The organism is Pseudomonas sp. Sample_10 (assembly GCF_004321495.1).
In the GTDB taxonomy this organism is placed as follows: Bacteria; Pseudomonadota; Gammaproteobacteria; order Pseudomonadales; family Pseudomonadaceae; genus Aquipseudomonas.
Map to the genome: position 1 here is coordinate 41698 of NZ_RCOE01000273.1, position 16935 is coordinate 58632.

15 protein-coding genes are annotated in these 16935 nt (G+C 58.8%); 8 read left to right on the top strand and 7 right to left on the bottom strand.

Features of this window, described 5'->3' with window-relative positions; genetic code table 11:
* Nucleotides 1–34 precede the first annotated feature (34 nt).
* From pqqF to D8U18_RS26025, 7 genes are all read left to right on the top strand, one after another.
* Nucleotides 35–2464 (top strand): pyrroloquinoline quinone biosynthesis protein PqqF, encoded by a 2430-nt coding sequence (gene pqqF, locus D8U18_RS25995; protein WP_131108944.1) that lies wholly within the window; start codon nt 35–37, stop codon nt 2462–2464.
* A 159-nt stretch (nt 2465–2623) separates the two neighbouring features.
* A complete protein-coding gene (gene pqqA / locus D8U18_RS26000; protein ID WP_003444522.1) occupies nt 2624–2698 on the top strand; it encodes a pyrroloquinoline quinone precursor peptide PqqA in 75 nt (24 codons plus the stop codon).
* 81 nt (nt 2699–2779) lie between these two features.
* Nucleotides 2780–3691 carry a pyrroloquinoline quinone biosynthesis protein PqqB gene (pqqB, locus tag D8U18_RS26005; RefSeq protein ID WP_056853557.1) on the top strand — a complete coding sequence of 304 codons (912 nt, stop codon included), beginning with the start codon at nt 2780–2782 and terminating at the stop codon, nt 3689–3691.
* Nucleotides 3692–3845: 154 nt separating this feature from the next.
* On the top strand, nt 3846–4598 hold the full coding sequence (pqqC, locus tag D8U18_RS26010; protein WP_131108946.1) for a pyrroloquinoline-quinone synthase PqqC: 753 nt from the start codon (nt 3846–3848) through the stop codon (nt 4596–4598).
* Nucleotides 4595–4870, top strand: a complete 276-nt coding sequence (gene pqqD, locus D8U18_RS26015) for a pyrroloquinoline quinone biosynthesis peptide chaperone PqqD (protein WP_056853559.1) — start codon at nt 4595–4597, stop codon at nt 4868–4870. Before pqqC ends, pqqD begins: the two co-directional genes overlap by 4 nt.
* A complete protein-coding gene (pqqE, locus tag D8U18_RS26020; RefSeq protein WP_131108948.1) occupies nt 4842–6014 on the top strand; it encodes a pyrroloquinoline quinone biosynthesis protein PqqE in 1173 nt (390 codons plus the stop codon). The genes pqqD and pqqE overlap by 29 nt, the downstream gene beginning before the upstream one ends.
* Nucleotides 5980–7806 (top strand): S9 family peptidase, encoded by a 1827-nt coding sequence (locus tag D8U18_RS26025; RefSeq protein WP_131108950.1) that lies wholly within the window; start codon nt 5980–5982, stop codon nt 7804–7806. Before pqqE ends, D8U18_RS26025 begins: the two co-directional genes overlap by 35 nt.
* Nucleotide 7807: 1 nt before the next feature.
* Here D8U18_RS26025 and D8U18_RS26030 read toward each other — a convergent pair whose 3' ends face one another.
* The 4 genes from D8U18_RS26030 to D8U18_RS26045 form a co-directional block, all read right to left on the bottom strand.
* A complete protein-coding gene (locus tag D8U18_RS26030) occupies nt 7808–7966 on the bottom strand; it encodes a YqaE/Pmp3 family membrane protein (protein ID WP_003228885.1) in 159 nt (52 codons plus the stop codon).
* Nucleotides 7967–8048: 82 nt separating this feature from the next.
* A complete protein-coding gene (locus tag D8U18_RS26035) occupies nt 8049–8369 on the bottom strand; it encodes a DNA-binding transcriptional regulator (RefSeq protein ID WP_056853562.1) in 321 nt (106 codons plus the stop codon).
* The gene (locus tag D8U18_RS26040) at nt 8362–8718 is read right to left on the bottom strand and encodes a type II toxin-antitoxin system RelE/ParE family toxin (protein ID WP_131108988.1); all 357 of its coding nucleotides are present in this window, start codon (nt 8716–8718) and stop codon (nt 8362–8364) included. The genes D8U18_RS26035 and D8U18_RS26040 overlap by 8 nt, the downstream gene beginning before the upstream one ends.
* Nucleotides 8719–8963: 245 nt before the next feature.
* Entirely contained in the window at nt 8964–10247 is a 1284-nt protein-coding gene (locus D8U18_RS26045; RefSeq protein WP_131108952.1) for an aminotransferase class III-fold pyridoxal phosphate-dependent enzyme, read from the bottom strand.
* A 169-nt stretch (nt 10248–10416) separates the two neighbouring features.
* Here D8U18_RS26045 and D8U18_RS26050 point away from each other — a divergent pair, with 169 nt between their 5' ends.
* Nucleotides 10417–11346 (top strand): LysR family transcriptional regulator, encoded by a 930-nt coding sequence (locus D8U18_RS26050; protein WP_130905977.1) that lies wholly within the window; start codon nt 10417–10419, stop codon nt 11344–11346.
* Nucleotides 11347–11573: 227 nt separating this feature from the next.
* Here the strand turns inward: D8U18_RS26050 and D8U18_RS26055 are convergent, their stop codons facing one another.
* The 3 genes from D8U18_RS26055 to D8U18_RS26065 all read right to left on the bottom strand — a co-directional run bounded on the left by D8U18_RS26055 (nt 11574) and on the right by D8U18_RS26065 (nt 16798).
* Nucleotides 11574–13352: an acyl-CoA dehydrogenase C-terminal domain-containing protein gene (locus tag D8U18_RS26055; RefSeq protein WP_130905978.1), complete on the bottom strand. Its 1779-nt coding sequence runs from the start codon at nt 13350–13352 to the stop codon at nt 11574–11576.
* 270 nt (nt 13353–13622) lie between these two features.
* Nucleotides 13623–15419, bottom strand: coding sequence for an acyl-CoA dehydrogenase C-terminal domain-containing protein (locus D8U18_RS26060; protein ID WP_131108953.1), 1797 nt, complete (start codon nt 15417–15419; stop codon nt 13623–13625).
* 86 nt (nt 15420–15505) lie between these two features.
* Complete coding sequence (locus tag D8U18_RS26065; protein WP_131108955.1) at nt 15506–16798, bottom strand: GGDEF domain-containing protein; 1293 nt, start codon at nt 16796–16798, stop codon at nt 15506–15508.
* Between the last annotated feature and the right edge of the window lie 137 nt (nt 16799–16935).

Genomic DNA, 16935 nt, shown 5'->3' on the forward strand with positions numbered 1-16935 from the left:
CTAGCATGAGCGCTTCTCTGTTCTGGAAGTGCCCATGCCCGCGTTGAATCACCCTCGCCCCCATACTGAAACCCTGGCCAACGGCTTGCGGGTGACGCTGCGTCATGCCCCGAATTTGAAGCGCTGCGCGGCGGCATTGCGGGTTGCTGCGGGGAGCCACGATGTGCCGCTGGCATGGCCTGGCCTGGCGCATTTTCTTGAGCACTTGCTGTTTCTCGGTACCGAGCGTTTTCCTGCGGGCCAAGGGTTGATGGCGTACGTTCAAAGCCATGGCGGCCAAGTGAATGCGCGGACCAGCGAACGCAACACGGATTACTTTTTCGAATTGTCGCCCCAGGCGTTTGCCGGTGGTCTGGAACGTTTGTCAGACATGCTCGCGCATCCGCGTATGAATCCGGACGATCAGCAGCGGGAACGAGAAGTGCTGCATGCGGAGTTTGTCGCGTGGTCGCAGGATCCAGTGGCGCAACAGCGACTGGCTTTGTTCGAGGGGCTCTCTGAAACTCATCCGCTGCGGGGTTTCCACGCTGGCAATCGCGACAGCCTGCCCCTTGGGCAACCCGAGTTTCAGCACGCTTTGCAACATTTTCATCAGCGCTTCTACCAGACCGGACAGATGACTTTGAGCCTTGCCGGCCCGCAGAGTCTCGATGAATTGCGGGTGATGGCCGAAGCCTTTGGTGCGGTTGTTGCCCAAGGTGAAAAAGTCCCGCAACCCCTTCCCACGCCGCTGCTGGCGACGTCAGACAGAAGCTATCAACAGGCTGACGAACGTCGGCTCGATTTACTGTTTGCCCTTGAATCGCTGCCCGACTCTTGCGCCGAAGCACTGGAATTCCTGTGCCATTGGCTCAATGCCGAGAAACCGGGGGGCTTGCTCGCGGATTTACGCGAGAAAGGCGTGGCCGAAAAGCTCAAGGCAGAACCGCTGTATCAATTCGCCGGGCAAGCCTTGCTGCACATCGAATTCACATTGCCCTTCGAAGTATCGGCGAGCGACATACCAAGGCGTCTCATGGATTGGCTGAGCTTCTTCGCCCAGCAAGACTGGAGCCGGTTGCGTGAAGAGTACGCTGCCCTGCTCCAGCGCCAGCAACAAGTCAGCAGTGCGTTGCAACTGGCCCGACGGGACAGCGAGCAGCGCGAAGCCGGGTTATCCGGGCACGGTGTTGAAGCCCTGAAGCAAATCCTCAAACAGATTGGCGCGGTGGATAACTTCAGCGGTTCATGGCAACTGCCCGCACCCAATCCATTCCTGAACACCGAGCCGCCAGCCACCAACGCCGGACTGATTCGCGGCCAGACCAGCGCCCACCGTGGTCTGCGCACTTTCGCCCAAGACCGCTCGCGCAGTCGTCGCGAACGTTCGCCAATGCAATTCAGCCAGGCGTTGCCGGACAACGGCATTGAAGGTGCGATTTATCTACGCTGGCGTCTGCTCTTGACGCCCGACAGCCATCTTCAATCGCGGCTCGACAGCGCGCTGCGTCCGCTACGCGAAGATGCACGTCAGGCGGGTGTGGACTTTTCCTTCAACGTTTCGGGAAATGAGTGGCTTCTGAAGATGACCGGCTTGCAGGAGCCGATGCCCATCATCCTGGAGCACGCGCTGAAAGCGCTGACAACGCCTGATGCCGTGGTCGTACAGCCAGAACCTGCAAGCGTTGCGCTGATTCCGATTCGACAATTGCTCAAGGCATTGCCTGACCACTGTCTTGGCCACACCGCTAACTCGGACGACATGCAGCATCTCTGGACGAGTGCACGCTGGGACGGCCTGGCGATTGGCCTGTCCGCCCAGACTCAAGCGGCCATGGGCCTCGCTTTGAGCCGCATTCCCGGAACGCCGGACAATCAGCAGACCCCGCCGCTTTCGATCCCATCACAACGCCTATGGAGCATTGTCGATACCGATTCGAGCGAGCATGCGATCCTGCTGTTCTGTCCGACTTCAACCACTGAACTGGCCGACGAAGCCGCGTGGCGTTTGCTGGCACATATCTGCCAGACGTCGTTCTACCAGCGTCTGCGAGTGGAGTTGCAGCTAGGTTATGCCGTGTTCAGCGCGCTGCGGCAGATTCATGGGCAAACCGGGCTGCTATTCGGTGTGCAATCACCGACCGTGGCGCCAGTGGACCTGTTGCAGCACATCGAGCAGTTCCTCGAGAGTTTGCCGCAGCTGATCAATGCCATTGGCGACAGCGCTTTCATCGCCCAGCGTCAGATTCTGGCTGGCCAGTTTTCAAGCACCGCATTGCCCGTCGTCGAGGCAGCCGAGTTGTTGTGGCAAGCCAAACTGGCGGGCCGCTCGTCGGATTATCTGACACAGTTGCCCGAAGCAATTTTGCTGATCGACCGCCCCCTTTTGCTGGCTGCCACACAGCGATTGAATCAAGCCGAGGGCGGCTGGCGCTGCCTGGCCAACGGCATTGCACCGGGCGCACCTTGGCAAGCGACAAAATGATCATTACCGGGGCTGCAACGAGCTTTCTCAAAGTTTCACGGGCAATCCCTCTGAAATTTTGAGTAACATAGCAGCCTAACTATTTGGAACATCTCTGACTTGAGGTGGACTATACCTATAGATAGCGCTGTCCTTACCCTACCTGAAGGAGTTCAATTTATGGCCTGGACCAAACCGGCTTACACCGACCTGCGTATCGGCTTTGAAGTCACCATGTACTTCGCAAGCCGCTAATCGCTGCCTTGGCAGTTGAGCAGCACAACGCCTCGGATATCCGAGGCGTTTTATTTTCAGCGTTGAAATGATGGAGCGCCCATGTTTGTCCAGATTCTAGGTTCCGCTGCCGGCGGCGGTTTCCCCCAGTGGAACTGTAACTGCGTGAACTGCGCAGGTTTTCGCGACGGCAGCCTGCGGGCCAAGGCGCGGACGCAATCGTCCATCGCGATCTCCGATGACGGCGTGAACTGGGTGCTGTGCAACACTTCCCCGGACATTCGCGCCCAGCTCCAGAGCTTCGCTCCGATGCAACCGGGCCGTGCCCTGCGCGATACCGGGATCAGCGCCATCATCCTCATGGACAGCCAGATCGACCACACCACCGGCCTGCTCATGCTGCGTGAAGGTTGCCCGCATCAGGTCTGGTGTACGGACATGGTCCATGAAGACCTGAGCAGCGGCTTTCCGCTGTTCAACATGCTCAACCACTGGAATGGCGGGCTGACCTGGAACCGCATTGAACTCGACCAGAGTTTCAGCGTGCCAGCCTGCCCGAACCTGCGTTTCACCCCACTGCCCCTGCGTAGCGCCGCGCCGCCCTACTCCCCGCATCGTTTCGATCCGCATCCGGGCGACAACATCGGCCTGATCGTCGAGGACCTCAACACCGGTGGCAAATTGTTCTATGCACCGGGCCTGGGCAAGGTTGATGCGTCATTGCTGGAGATCATGGCCGGCAGTGATTGCCTGCTGGTGGACGGCACCTTGTGGGACGATGACGAAATGCAGCGCCGGGGCGTCGGCACCCGTACCGGTCGCGAGATGGGGCACCTGGCGCAAAACGGCCCTGGTGGCATGCTCGAAGTGCTTGAGCAACTGCCCAAACAGCGCAAGGTGCTTATCCACATCAACAATACCAATCCGATTCTTGATGAGGATTCGCCGCAGCGTGCAGAGCTGGATCGGCGCCAGGTTGAAGTGGCGTATGACGGCATGAGCATTGTGCTGTAGCTGATGGCCCCATCGCTGGCAAGCCAGCTCCCACAGGGATTGATCGTGCACGCGAAATCTGTGGCGCAACACAAAACCTGTGGGAGCTGGCTAGCCAGCGATGGCGCCAGACCAGACACCAAAGAACCCACCGGTTGTATTCCGGAGAACCGCAATGACCGACGCCCCGATGTCCCCCACCGAATTCGAAGCCGCCCTGCGCGCCAAAGGCGCCTTCTACCACATCCACCACCCCTACCACGTGGCGATGTATGAAGGTCGCGCTAGCCGTGAGCAGATCCAGGGTTGGGTCGCCAACCGCTTTTACTATCAAGTGAACATCCCGCTCAAGGATGCTGCCATTCTGGCCAACTGCCCGGACCGCGAGATCCGTCGCGAGTGGATTCAGCGCCTGCTCGACCATGATGGCGCACCGGGGGAAGACGGCGGCATTGAAGCCTGGCTGCGTTTGGGTCAAGCCGTCGGCCTGGACCCGGATCAACTGCGTTCGCAAGAGCTGGTGCTCCCCGGCGTGCGTTTCGCGGTGGATGCCTACGTCAACTTCGCCCGTCGCGCCAGCTGGCAGGAAGCCGCCAGCAGTTCGCTGACCGAACTGTTCGCCCCGCAGATCCACCAATCGCGCCTGGACAGCTGGCCGCAGCATTACCCATGGATCGACCCGGCCGGCTACGAGTATTTCCGCACCCGCCTGGGTCAAGCGCGGCGTGATGTCGAGCACGGTCTGGCGATCACCCTTGAGCACTACAAGACCCGTGAAGGCCAGGAGCGCATGCTGGAAATTCTCCAGTTCAAACTGGACATTCTTTGGAGCATGCTCGATGCCATGAGCATGGCCTACGAACTGCAACGCCCGCCATATCACAGCGTGACCCGTGAGCGGGTCTGGCACAAAGGAATCACTTTATGAGCTTTGATCGCAGCAAGACGCCGAGCTGGCGTCCCGGCTACCGTTTCCAGTACGAACCGGCGCAGAAAGGCCACGTGCTGCTGTATCCGGAAGGCATGATTAAACTCAATGAAAGCGCCGCGTTGATCGGTGGCTTGATTGATGGCGAGCGGGATGTCGCGGCGATCATCGAGGCGCTTGACCAGCAGTTCCCCGGCGTGCCCGAGCTCGGTGACGACATCGAGCAATTCATGGAGGTTGCCCGTGCGCAGCACTGGATCGAACTTGCCTGAGTCATCGGTGCAAGTACCGCCCAAACCCGAGATCGGCCTGCCGCTGTGGCTGTTGGCTGAGCTGACGTACCGCTGCCCGCTGCAATGCCCGTACTGCTCCAACCCGTTGGACTTTGCTGAACAGGGCAAGGAGCTGAGCACCGAACAGTGGATCAAGGTGTTTCGTGAAGCGCGGGAAATGGGCGCGGCGCAGCTGGGTTTTTCCGGTGGCGAACCGCTGGTGCGTCAGGACCTCGCCGAGCTGATCGGCGAAGCACGCAAATTGGGTTTCTACACCAATCTGATCACCTCCGGCATCGGCCTCACCGAACAGAAAATCAGTGACTTCAAGAAGGCCGGCCTCGATCACATCCAGATCAGTTTCCAGGCCAGCGACGAGCAGGTGAACAACTTGCTGGCCGGCTCGAAAAAGGCTTTCGCGCAGAAACTGGAAATGGCCCGTGCGGTGAAAGCCCACGGCTATCCGATGGTGCTGAACTTCGTCACCCATCGGCACAACATCGACAAGATCGACCGCATCATCGAGCTGTGCATCGCCCTTGAAGCGGACTTCGTCGAACTCGCCACGTGCCAGTTCTATGGTTGGGCGCAGCTCAATCGTGTCGGACTTTTACCGACTAAAGAACAACTGCTGCGCGCCGAACGCATCACCAATGAATACCGGGCCAAACTGGAAGCCGAAGGGCATCCGTGCAAATTGATTTTCGTCACGCCGGACTATTACGAAGAACGCCCGAAAGCCTGTATGAATGGCTGGGGCAGTATTTTTCTGACAGTAACGCCGGACGGAACCGCCTTGCCGTGTCACGGTGCCCGACAGATGCCGGTGCAGTTTCCCAATGTGCGCGACCACAGCATGCAACACATCTGGTATGAGTCGTTCGGTTTCAACCGTTTTCGCGGCTATGACTGGATGCCCGAGCCGTGCCGTTCCTGCGACGAGAAAGAAAAAGACTTCGGCGGCTGTCGCTGTCAGGCATTCATACTCACCGGTGACGCGAGCAACGCCGATCCGGTGTGCAGCAAATCCGCCCATCACGGCGTAATCCTCAAGGCCCGCGAAGAAGCCGAGCACGCCACCCAGACCATCGAACAACTGGCCTTTCGCAATGAACGAAATTCACGCCTCATCGCCAAAAGCTGAACCTCTGAGCGCCGCCAATGCAGTAGCGGCCGGTATCGACTTTGCCGAGTTACAGGTTGGCCCACACGGCTTGTTCTGGAATGAATATCGTCCGGAGGACGCCGCGTGCCGAGTCTGGCACTGGCAAGCTGGCACAGCGACGTGTCTGACACCGCCCGGGTTCAGCGTGCGCAGTCGGGTGTACGAATATGGCGGTGGAGCGTTTTGTCTGACTGCCGACGGCATCGTCTTCGTCAATGAGGCTGACCAGCAACTGTATCGTCAATCGCTCCAGGGCGAGACGCCAGAAAGGCTGACCTGCGGTACCTGCCGTTACGGTGATTTGCAGTTCGCCAATGGTCAGGTGCTGACGGTTGAGGAAAACGGCAACCAGCACCGTTTGGTCGCGATCGATCTGGCGGACGGCACGCGACACCTGCTGGCCGAAGGCGCCGACTTCTACGCGGCCCCGACCCTCAGTCCTGACGCTCATCGACTGGCCTGGATCGAGTGGAGCCGCCCACATCAGCCGTGGACCGCAACCCGCTTGATGGTTGCCGAGCGCCTGACCGATAACACCTTCGGCCCGGCCCGCTGCGTGGCCGGAGACAATGCTGAAGAATCCCTGCAACAACCGAGATTCGATAACGCCGGTCGGTTGTTTTGCCTGACGGATCGGGGCGGGTACTGGCAACCGTGGATGGAAGCGGAAAACGCTCTGACCCCACTGCCAAGCGCTGCCGCCGATTATGGTCCGGCACCCTGGCAACTCGGTGGCTGCACCTGGTTACCCCTGAATGATGGCGACTATCTGGCGAGCTGGACAGAAGACGGTTTCGGTCGATTGGGCCTGTGTGGTCATTCCACGCAAGACTATTCCAGCGATTACAGCCGCTTCCGCCACCTCGCCATCGATGCGCAGTTCATTTACTGCATCGCCGCCTCACCGGTCAGTTCGGCTGCGGTAATCGCGATCGATCGCCAGTCGCAAAAGGTAAACGTGCTGGCCGGAGGTGTCACTCCGCTGCCCGCTGAAAGAATCAGTCGCCCGCAGACCCTGCGTTACCCAAGCGGTTCGGGCGAGGCTCACGGTTTCTTCTATCCGGCAATGACCGGGGAAGCGAAACCACCGTTGGTGGTGCTCATCCATGGTGGCCCGACTTCGGCGTGCTATCCGATGCTCGACCCGCGAATTCAGTACTGGACACAACGCGGTTTCGCCGTGGCAGATCTCAACTACCGCGGCAGCAGTGGCTATGGCCGAGCCTACCGCCAGGCTTTGCATTTGAGTTGGGGTGAGGTGGATGTCGAAGATGCGTGCGCGGTGGTCAGCCATCTCGCCGATCGTGGCTTGATCAATGGCGACAAAGCGTTCATCCGCGGCGGCAGCGCAGGTGGCTACACCACGCTGTGCGCACTAGCCTTTCACAACGTGTTCCGCGCCGGCGCCAGCCTTTACGGGGTCAGCGATCCGGTGGCATTGGGCCGGGCTACCCACAAGTTCGAAGGCGACTACCTCGATTGGCTGATCGGCGATCCAGTGCAGGACGCCCAGCGCTATGCCGCGCGCACACCGTTATTGCACGCCGACAACATTCGCGTGCCGGTGATCTTTTTCCAAGGGGAACTGGACGCCGTGGTCGTGCCTCAACAGACCCGCGATATGGTCGAAGCCTTGCAGAACAACGGCCTCCTGGTCGAAGCGCATTACTACGCGGATGAACGTCACGGTTTCCGCAAGGCCGGTAACCAGGCCCATGCGCTGGAGCAGGAGTGGTCGTTTTATCGGCGAGTGATGAATCTGCCGCTGTAAATCAACGCTTGGCGATGATGTACACCGCGTGCACGATCCCCGGAATGTAGCCGCACAGCGTCAGCAAAATATTCAGCCAGAACGCCCCGCCGAATCCTACTTGCAGAAACACGCCCAGTGGCGGCAACAAGATAGCGATGATGATGCGAATGAAGTCCATGGGCAGCTCCTGATTGAATGGGGCTCATGCAAGCCCTACAGCTAATCGACCCTTGCCGTTGGTCAGGGTTCAGCCGGATTCCTCAGGCCAGTATCTCCAGGCCATGTTTCTGAACGATGCTCAGCAGCTTCAGCGCCATGCCGCTGGGATGTTTATCCCCTGATTCCCACTGTTTGACCGTAGAAGCGCTGGTGTTCAGGTAACGCGCGAACACCGGTTGGCTGACATTGTTGCGTTCACGTAGCGCCTTGATCTGTTCGGCCGGTATCGCGTCCGGTACGTTCGCCAGGCACGACGCATCGAATTCGCGCATGGTCGCCTTGCTGATTGCGCCGATGGCATACAAGGCACTGGCAGATTCGTGGATTGATTCAAACGCCTCGCTCTTGAATTTCTTACTCATAAAAAATCTCCGTAAACTCCCTCGTATCCAGTAAATACTGGATTTGCAACTCTGTCAGTCCCTCGTAGGTCTTGGCCATTTTCCGAAACGCGATCAGCTCGGTATGACTGATATTGCTCTGACTCTTTTTGGCATACATGAACTGGTAAACCCAGTATTCACCACCCCTCGCCAAAACAATCGAGCGATGGCGATTGGAGTTCAAGCGTTTCTTCCAGACCCCGCCGCCGAGATTATCCGCCTGCCCTTTGAGCATTTCGAGGAAGGCCTCTCGAAGCTCATCATCTCCAATCCATGCCTTTCCGGCGACCATTGCAAAGCGTTTCGTCTTGAAAAGCCTTTGTGACATTGGCATCCCTTCCCCAAAAACATACCACTGTGTGGTATAGAGCTCAAAGCCAACCGTGATGGTTGAGCGGGTATCGACATTCCCTGTCGGCACCTTTAAAAAGCCATTTATACGATCAAGTCTCAAGCCGAATTTGCCCCATGGCAAAACCCAGCCACAAAAAAACGCCCCACGCCAAAAAAATCAGGCGCAGGGCGTGCGTATTACCGCGAGACGGTTCTGGGATTTGTGCAGGACGCGTCTGATCAGACGGCAATCCCTTTGCGGCACTGTAATTGCGCGGTGCGTACGCGGGAGAAGGCGCGGGCCAGGCGCAGGAGCATTTCATCGATATTGGCCATGCTGACGGTCAGCGCCGGGGTGAAGCGCAGGCAGTCCGGTTGCGGGGCGTTGAGCAGCAAGCCTTCAAACAAGGCTGCGTTGACGACGGCATCAGCAGAATCGTCGGATAGAGTCAGCCCCCAAAGCAGCCCCTGGCCGCGCAGTTCGCCGTGACCGTAACGATGGGACAAGCGCTGCAAACCTTCGCGCAGGTGCAGGGCGGATTCCCCGACATGTTCGAGAAATCCTTTGTCCTGCACACTGTCGAGCACCGCCAGACCCGCCGCGGTCATCAGTGCATTGCCGTGATGGGTGCCGCCCAGTTCGCCAGTGTCGAAACAGCAAGCCTTGCCCCGCGCCAGCAATGCGGCCAAGGGCACCCCACCACCCAGCCCTTTGCCGAGGACGACGATATCGGCGCGCACACCGTAGGACTGTTCGGCGAGCAAGGTGCCGCAGCGACCCAATCCGGTTTGCACTTCGTCGAGAATCAACAGGATCCCCAGCTCCCGACACAGACGTTCGACGCCTTTGAGATAATGCGCCGTGGCCGCAATCACTCCGGCTTCGCTCTGAATCGGTTCGAGCATGATCGCCACGGTCCGCTCGTCAACAGCCGCGTGCAGCGCCGGAAGATCGTTGTAGGGAACATGGCTGAAGCCTGGCAGCTGCGGTTCAAATCGGTTGGCCAAAGTCGAACTGTCCGACGCCGAGATCGTCGCCAGGCTACGACCATGGCAGCCGTTATTGGCGACGATGATCCGCGAAGCGCCGCCGCGATGCTGTTGGCCCCATTTGCGCGCCAATTTGATCGCGGCCTCACAGGCTTCGCTGCCCGTGTTGAGCATGTAAGCCTGATCGCTGCCGGTACTCAGGCACAAACGCTCGGCGAGGTTGATCATGCCGCGGTTATGCAGGCTGAAACCGGGATTGATCAGCGCCTGCGCCTGCGTCGTGATGGCATTGACCAGTGCTTTGGGACTGTGGCCCAGGCTGTTGGCCCCGCCGCCCTGGGAAAAATCCAGATACGCGCGATCATCGCTGTCCCACAACCACGAACCTTGGCCGCGGACAAAAATCTGATGGGGCCGCTCGACACTGGGCATCAGGCACTCACTGGAGAGGTTTTCGTAACTGGAGGCGAAGGAAGCACCCGCTACCAGATCATCAATCGATGGCGAAGCGCGCCGCAGGCTGAACAGATTCATGGGTTCAACCTACGTTTCAGGTGTTTTGCGTTACCTATGCAAACAACAGCGAAGCCAATGCTCTTCATCGCCTTTTCTGGCCCTGCAAGCCTTATGAATGCAGTTAGACTAGGCTCAGTCCCAGTGTTGAACCATTTCGATTTACCAGCATTTTCAATAAGAATTACTTATGGATTTTAAGCAACTGCGTTATTTCGTCGCGGTGTATGAAGAGGGCCACGTCGGGCGTGCCGCCGAACGACTTTCAATCTCTCAACCGGCGCTTTCACAACAGATCCGCCATCTCGAACAGACCCTCGATGTGAGCCTGTTCGAACGCAGCAGCAAACGCCTGTTGCCGACCCTGGCGGCCCATACGCTGTACAACCACGCCCTGCCCTTGCTCGATGGTCTGCAGCGGGCGCGCGAAGCATTGGGCAATTTCAAGGGGCAGGCGCTGCGTACGCTGGCCATTGGCGTTTTGCAAACGGTGCACACCAGCCTTGTGCCGCAGATGCTCGAACGCGTGCGCAAAGCCCAGCCGCATCTGGTGGTGCAGATCTATGAACTGACAGGACTGGAAATCGAACGTCGGTTGCTCAATGGCTCGCTGGATATCGGCATCAGCTATCTGCCCCCCCGGCAACCTGGGCTACATGGCGTGATGCTGTATGAGGATGAACTGACGCTTGTCATCCCCGCGGAGCACCCCTTGCGGGAATTCAAGAAAGTCTCGATGAGTCAGGCTGCGCAATTGCCGATGTTGCTATTGGGTGAGGAGTTTCAGATACGCCAGATTTGGCAGGCGCAATTGGCCAATCTGGGACGACGTCCGCAGGTGCAGGCTGAATTGAACAACATGGCGGGGATTCTCGACAGCCTGCCGCACACACAATTGGCAACGGTATTGCCCGGACGCTCGCAAAAAACCCATGGCAACAACGACCTGCTGTGGAAACCGCTCAGTGAGCCGCGGGTACCGTTGAAAGTGGGGTTGGTGTGTCGCGATGTGCAACGGCAACAAGCCTCGCTGGCGTTGTTACGTACGCTGCTCGAAGAGGTGATAAATCGACCGGAAGATCGCTTGAATAACTCGCCAGCACTGGACGGGCTTGGCTGAGTACTTTTTCGCAGGCATAAGAAAACCCCGCCGAAGCGGGGCTTTGCAGACTGTTTCCCTGACATCCATTTCACTCCGCCGTCCTGGCAGAATCCTACGTGTCCGTGTTGTTGCTTTGCGCTTCCTGCGCTACGTCCATGTGAAGTAGATTAGCCGTGGATCCAATCTGCATCTATGGGAGATAGGCAGCACGTCATGTAAGAGAAAGCTTACATGACGTTACATTGTCAGAACTGTGCGGCATCCAGCAGGAAAAGCGACTCACTCCCGGCCTTCACCGACGCGCTCAACGAGTGGATACGCGGCAGCAGGCGTGCGAAATAGAACCGCGCCGTGCCGAGTTTGCTGGCGTAGAAATCGTCCTGCGCTTCTTTGCCGAGAGCGGCCTTGGCCATCAGTGCCCACATGTAGGCGTAAGCGACATAACCGAACGCTTGCAGATACTCGACCGATGCCGCGCCGATTTCATTCGGGTTGGATTTTGCCCGGTCAAGCAACCACGCGGTCAGTTCGTCGAGCGTGGTCACAGCGTCGTTCAACGGTTTGGTGAATTCGGCAAGATCGGCGCTGGCAGAGGCCGTGAAGTGACGAATCTCGTCAGCGAACAGGTTGTAGAACGCCCCGCCGCTGCCAACGATCTTGCGCCCGACCAGGTCCAGGGCCTGGATGCCGTTGGTGCCTTCGTAGATCTGGGTGATGCGAACATCGCGAACCAGTTGTTCCTGACCCCACTCGCGGATGTAGCCGTGACCTCCGAAAACCTGCTGGCCGTGCACTGTGGTTTCCAGGCCGAGATCAGTCAGGAACGCCTTGGCCACGGGAGTCAACAACGCCACCAGATCCTCCGCACGCTTGCGGGTCGCGGCGTCTTCGCTGAACTTGGCGGTGTCCAGTTGCATGGCCACGTAAGTCGAGAACGCACGACCGCCTTCGTTCGAAGCTTTCATGGTCAACAGCATGCGACGTACATCCGGGTGGACGATGATCGGATCGGCCACTTTGTCCTTGTTCTGCGCGCCGGTCGGCGAACGGCTTTGCAGTCGGTCGCGGGCGTACTCCACTGCGTTCTGATAGGAGCGCTCGCCAGAAGCCAGGCCCTGGATGCCAACCCCCAGACGCTCGTAGTTCATCATGGTAAACATCGCCGCCAGGCCTTTGTTCGGCTCGCCGACCAGATAACCCACAGCCTCATCGAAGTTCATCACGCAGGTCGCCGACGCCTGGATGCCCATCTTGTGCTCGATCGAGCCGCAATTGGCCGGGTTGCGCGCGCCCAGGCTGCCATCGGCATTGACCATGAACTTCGGCACCAGGAACAGCGAGATACCTTTCGGACCGGCCGGAGCATCCGGCAGCTTGGCGAGTACCAGGTGGATGATGTTTTCGGTGAGGTCGTGCTCACCACCGGTGATGAAGATCTTGGTGCCGCTGACTTTGTAGGAACCGTCAGCCTGTGGCTCGGCCTTGGTGCGAATGATGCCCAGGTCCGTACCGGCATGCGGCTCGGTCAGGCACATGGAACCGGCCCAGACACCGGCGTACATGTTAGGCAGGTACGCGGCTTTCAGTTCTTCGCTGGCGTGGGCGTTGATCGACAGGCAAGCACCGGCGGTCAGCATCGGGTACAAACCGAACGACAGGCTGGCGGAGTTGACCATCTCTTCGACCTGGGCCGACACGGCTTTGGGCATGCCCATGCCGCCGTAGGCAGGATCGCCACCGACCCCGACCCAACCGCCTTCAGCATAAGTCTGATAAGCCTGTGGGAAACCGGCCGGCGTGGTGACAGCACCGTCTGCCCAATGGCAACCTTCTTCGTCGGCCGCACGGCTCAGGGGCGCGATGCTTTTGCTGGTGACCTTGCCGGCTTCTTCGAGAATGGCTTCGACGGTCTCAGCATCGACGGAATCCGCCAGCGCCGGCAGCTCGGCCCAGAGTTTGGCGACCTCGAAAACTTCATTGAGGACGAAGCGCATATCGCGCAGGGGCGCTTTGTAGTCAGCCATGGCAAACCTCGCAAGATCTAAACAGGTAATTCGTAGGTGTGGTGTTTTCGTTGGGTCCGAGTGTAACCCAACAACTTTTGCGACACATAGGGTCAGCCAGTGACTGTTTTGTTATTTTTAGTCACCAGCGTTTCAGCTGAGACAGTTCTCGCCTGCCAGAACGCATTCGCGGGCAAGCCTCGCTCCTACAGGCCGTGTCGCACGCATTCACGTGAACGACATAGAACCGTAGGAGCGAGGCTTGCCCGCGAAGCTTTTCAATCCTGATCGTCAGAGCGCAAACAACTCCGCCGGCAGCTTCATCAGGCAATCGCTGCCCGCCTCGATCGCTGCCCGGTGCGCGGCAGTGCGTGGCAATAGTCGCTTGAAATAAAATTCGTTGGTCGCCAGTTTGCCCCGGCAGAAATCGGCATCGCCACTGCCGGATTCCAATTGTGCCTGCGCCACCAACGCCATCCGCAACCACAAGTATCCGAGGATGATGTAACCGCTGTACATCAGGTAATCCACTGATGCCGCGCCGACTTCGTCCGGATTTTTCATCGCAGCCATGCCGACCTGAGTGGTCAATTCGCCCCACTGCCGGTTCAGGTCGTTGAGTTGGGCCACATAAACCGCCAACTGCGGGTGCGCGGCATTCGCCGCACAGAATTTGTGGACGATTTTGGTGAAACCGCGCAGTAGCTTGCCCTGGCTGCCGAGGACCTTACGCCCGAGCAGGTCCAGCGCCTGAATACCGTTAGTGCCTTCATAGATCGGTGCGATGCGGCAATCACGCACCAGTTGTTCCATACCCCACTCACGGATGAAACCGTGCCCGCCAAATACCTGCATGCCGTGATTGGTCACCTCCAGGCCGGTGTCGGTCATGAAGGCCTTGCAGATAGGCGTCAGGAACGCCAACAGGTCTTCGGCGTCCTGGCGCGCTGTTTCATCCGCGCTCAGGTGCGCGACATCCAGCAATTGTGCGGTGAAGTAGGTCAGCGCGCGGTTGCCTTCGTTGAAAGCCTTCATGGTCAGCAACATCCGCCGTACATCGGGGTGCACGATAATTGGGTCGGCGGCTTTCTCCGGCGCTTTGGGTCCCGTCAGCGAGCGCATCTGCAAACGGTCGTTGGCGTACCTGATCGCGCCCTGGAAACTTGCCTCGCCCAGACACAAGCCTTGCATGCCGGTACCCAGCCGCGCATGATTCATCATGGTGAACATGCAGTTCAGGCCCTTGTTCGGTTCGCCGATCAAAAAACCCTGGGCGCCATCGAAATTCAACACGCAGGTGGCCGAGGCCTTGATGCCCATTTTGTGTTCGATCGAGCCACAGGAGACGCCGTTGCGCTGGCCCGCTTCACCCGCTGCATCGGGCAAAAACTTGGGCACGATAAACAGCGAAATGCCTTTGGTCCCGGCCGGTGCATCCGGCAGTTTCGCCAGCACCAGGTGAATGATGTTGTCGCTCATGTCGTGCTCGCCGGCGGAGATGAAAATCTTGCTGCCGGAAATTGCGTAGCTGCCGTCGGCCTGAGGTACGGCGCGTGTCTTGATGATGCCCAGATCGGTGCCGCAATGAGCTTCGGTCAGGCACATGGTGCCGGTCCATTGGCCGGCGGTAAGTTTGCTCAAGTAAGTCTGTTTCTGTTCTTCAGTGCCGTGAGCATGGATTGCCGACATGGCGCCGTGGGTCAGGCCCGGGTACATGCCCCATGAGGTGTTGCTCGAGCCGACCATTTCGCTGATGACCAGTCCCAGAGAGCTGGGCAAACCCTGGCCGCCGTAAGCCGGATCCGCCGCCAGACCATGCCAGCCACCCTCGACGTATTGTGCGAACGCCTGCTTGAAACCCGCTGGCGTGGTGACCACGCCATTGTCGAAATGGCAGCCTTCTTCGTCGCCGCTACGGTTGAGCGGGGAGAGCACGTTTTCACAAAACTTCGCGCCCTCTTCCAGAATCGCACTCACCATGTCCGGGCTGGCATCGGTAGCCCCCAGTGCGGCGTAGCTGCCGTGAAAATCGAAGACATGGTCAATCAGAAAGCGCATGTCGCGCAGGGGAGCTTTGTACTCAGGCATGGTCATTTCTCCGTCAGCAGATTTCTCCAACCTACTGCCGTCGACCACGCCCCACAATCACAGTGCAGACGCTGAATGCGCCATCATCACTCAACCGTAGCGGCGTCCATGCGCACGGCGCCACGACGGTTCTGCCCGAACGCCATCACGCAGTTGCGCCCCGCGCCTTTGGCACTGTACAGCGCCTGGTCGGCTGATTTGAGCACCTCTTCCGGGGTGCGCTGGTCGATCCGCTCGGCGACTCCGATACTGACGGTCACCGACACGCTCGACGAGCCGGATCCTGCACGGCGTTGGCGCCCCTGGTTGTCATCTTGCGGGCGGCTGTCCTGATTGCGTAGGTGAATGTTGTAGGTGGCGATGGATTCGCGGATGACTTCCAGGTGCGGCATGCATTCTTCGAGGGTTTTGCCTGCAAACACCAGGGCGAATTCCTCGCCACCGTAGCGATACGCCTTACCGCCGCCACCGATTTTCGACAGCTTGCTGGCGACCAATCGCAGCACCTGATCGCCGACATCATGGCCGTGGGTATCGTTGAATTTCTTGAAATGGTCGACGTCGCTCATGGCCAACACATAGTTGCGCCCCAACCGCTGCATGCGTTCATTCAACGCACGACGCCCCGGCAACCCGGTCAGCTCATCGCGGAATGCCATTTGATAGGCTTCGTGCGCAACGGCAGCGGCGATCATCAGCATCACCTCGCTGCACATGATGTTGAGGGTAAACGGCAGAATGAAGGTTTTCGGCAACATCCAGAACAATCCGAGCAAACCCACAAGCTGTGCGGCGTGAAGCGGCCTCGGGTTGCGCCAGTATTGGTATGCCAGCAGCACAAACGATGCGATGAACACTGGATAGGACAGCTGGATCAGGCTCATCCACGCACCGTGCAAGGCCGGCCAGCGAATCTCCGACAACCAGATCAGCAGCGCCTGCGGGTAACTCTGCTCGAGCCCCAATGCCACGCTGCCCACCGCCAGCAACACGGCAAAACGCGCGACCATGTCCTGAAACAAATGCGTTCGTTCTTGCCACGCCGCAAACACGCCGAACAGCAACGGCAACAACAAACAACACAGATGAAAAACCACGGCTGCGTCTTCACGCACCTTGCCGTTGTCGCGGTAGTAATCAGTCTGGGTGTCGAGCAGGAAATAGGCGATGTACACCGTGACCATCAGAAACAGTTCACGCTGGCGTCGGTAGACCGCGCAATATGCACCGCCCAGCAGCAGAACCAGGGTTGGCAGTACGTTGAACAGTGAAGTGAAGAAAACGTTCAGGTCCTTGACGTACGCAGCCGCAAGGCCCGCCAGCAAAAGCAGCAATGACGGTAGGAAATGACTGAAACGTACAGCGGAAGAACGCGGCAAGGGTAAAGCTCCGACCCGTCATATCAATAGATGGCATTGTGCCCACTACTGTAACGGCAGAAACCCCGATTTGCTGAGCGTTTTACTGAGGTATTTTCAATGGAGCTGGCGGCATCGCAATCACCAGTGATGCAAGG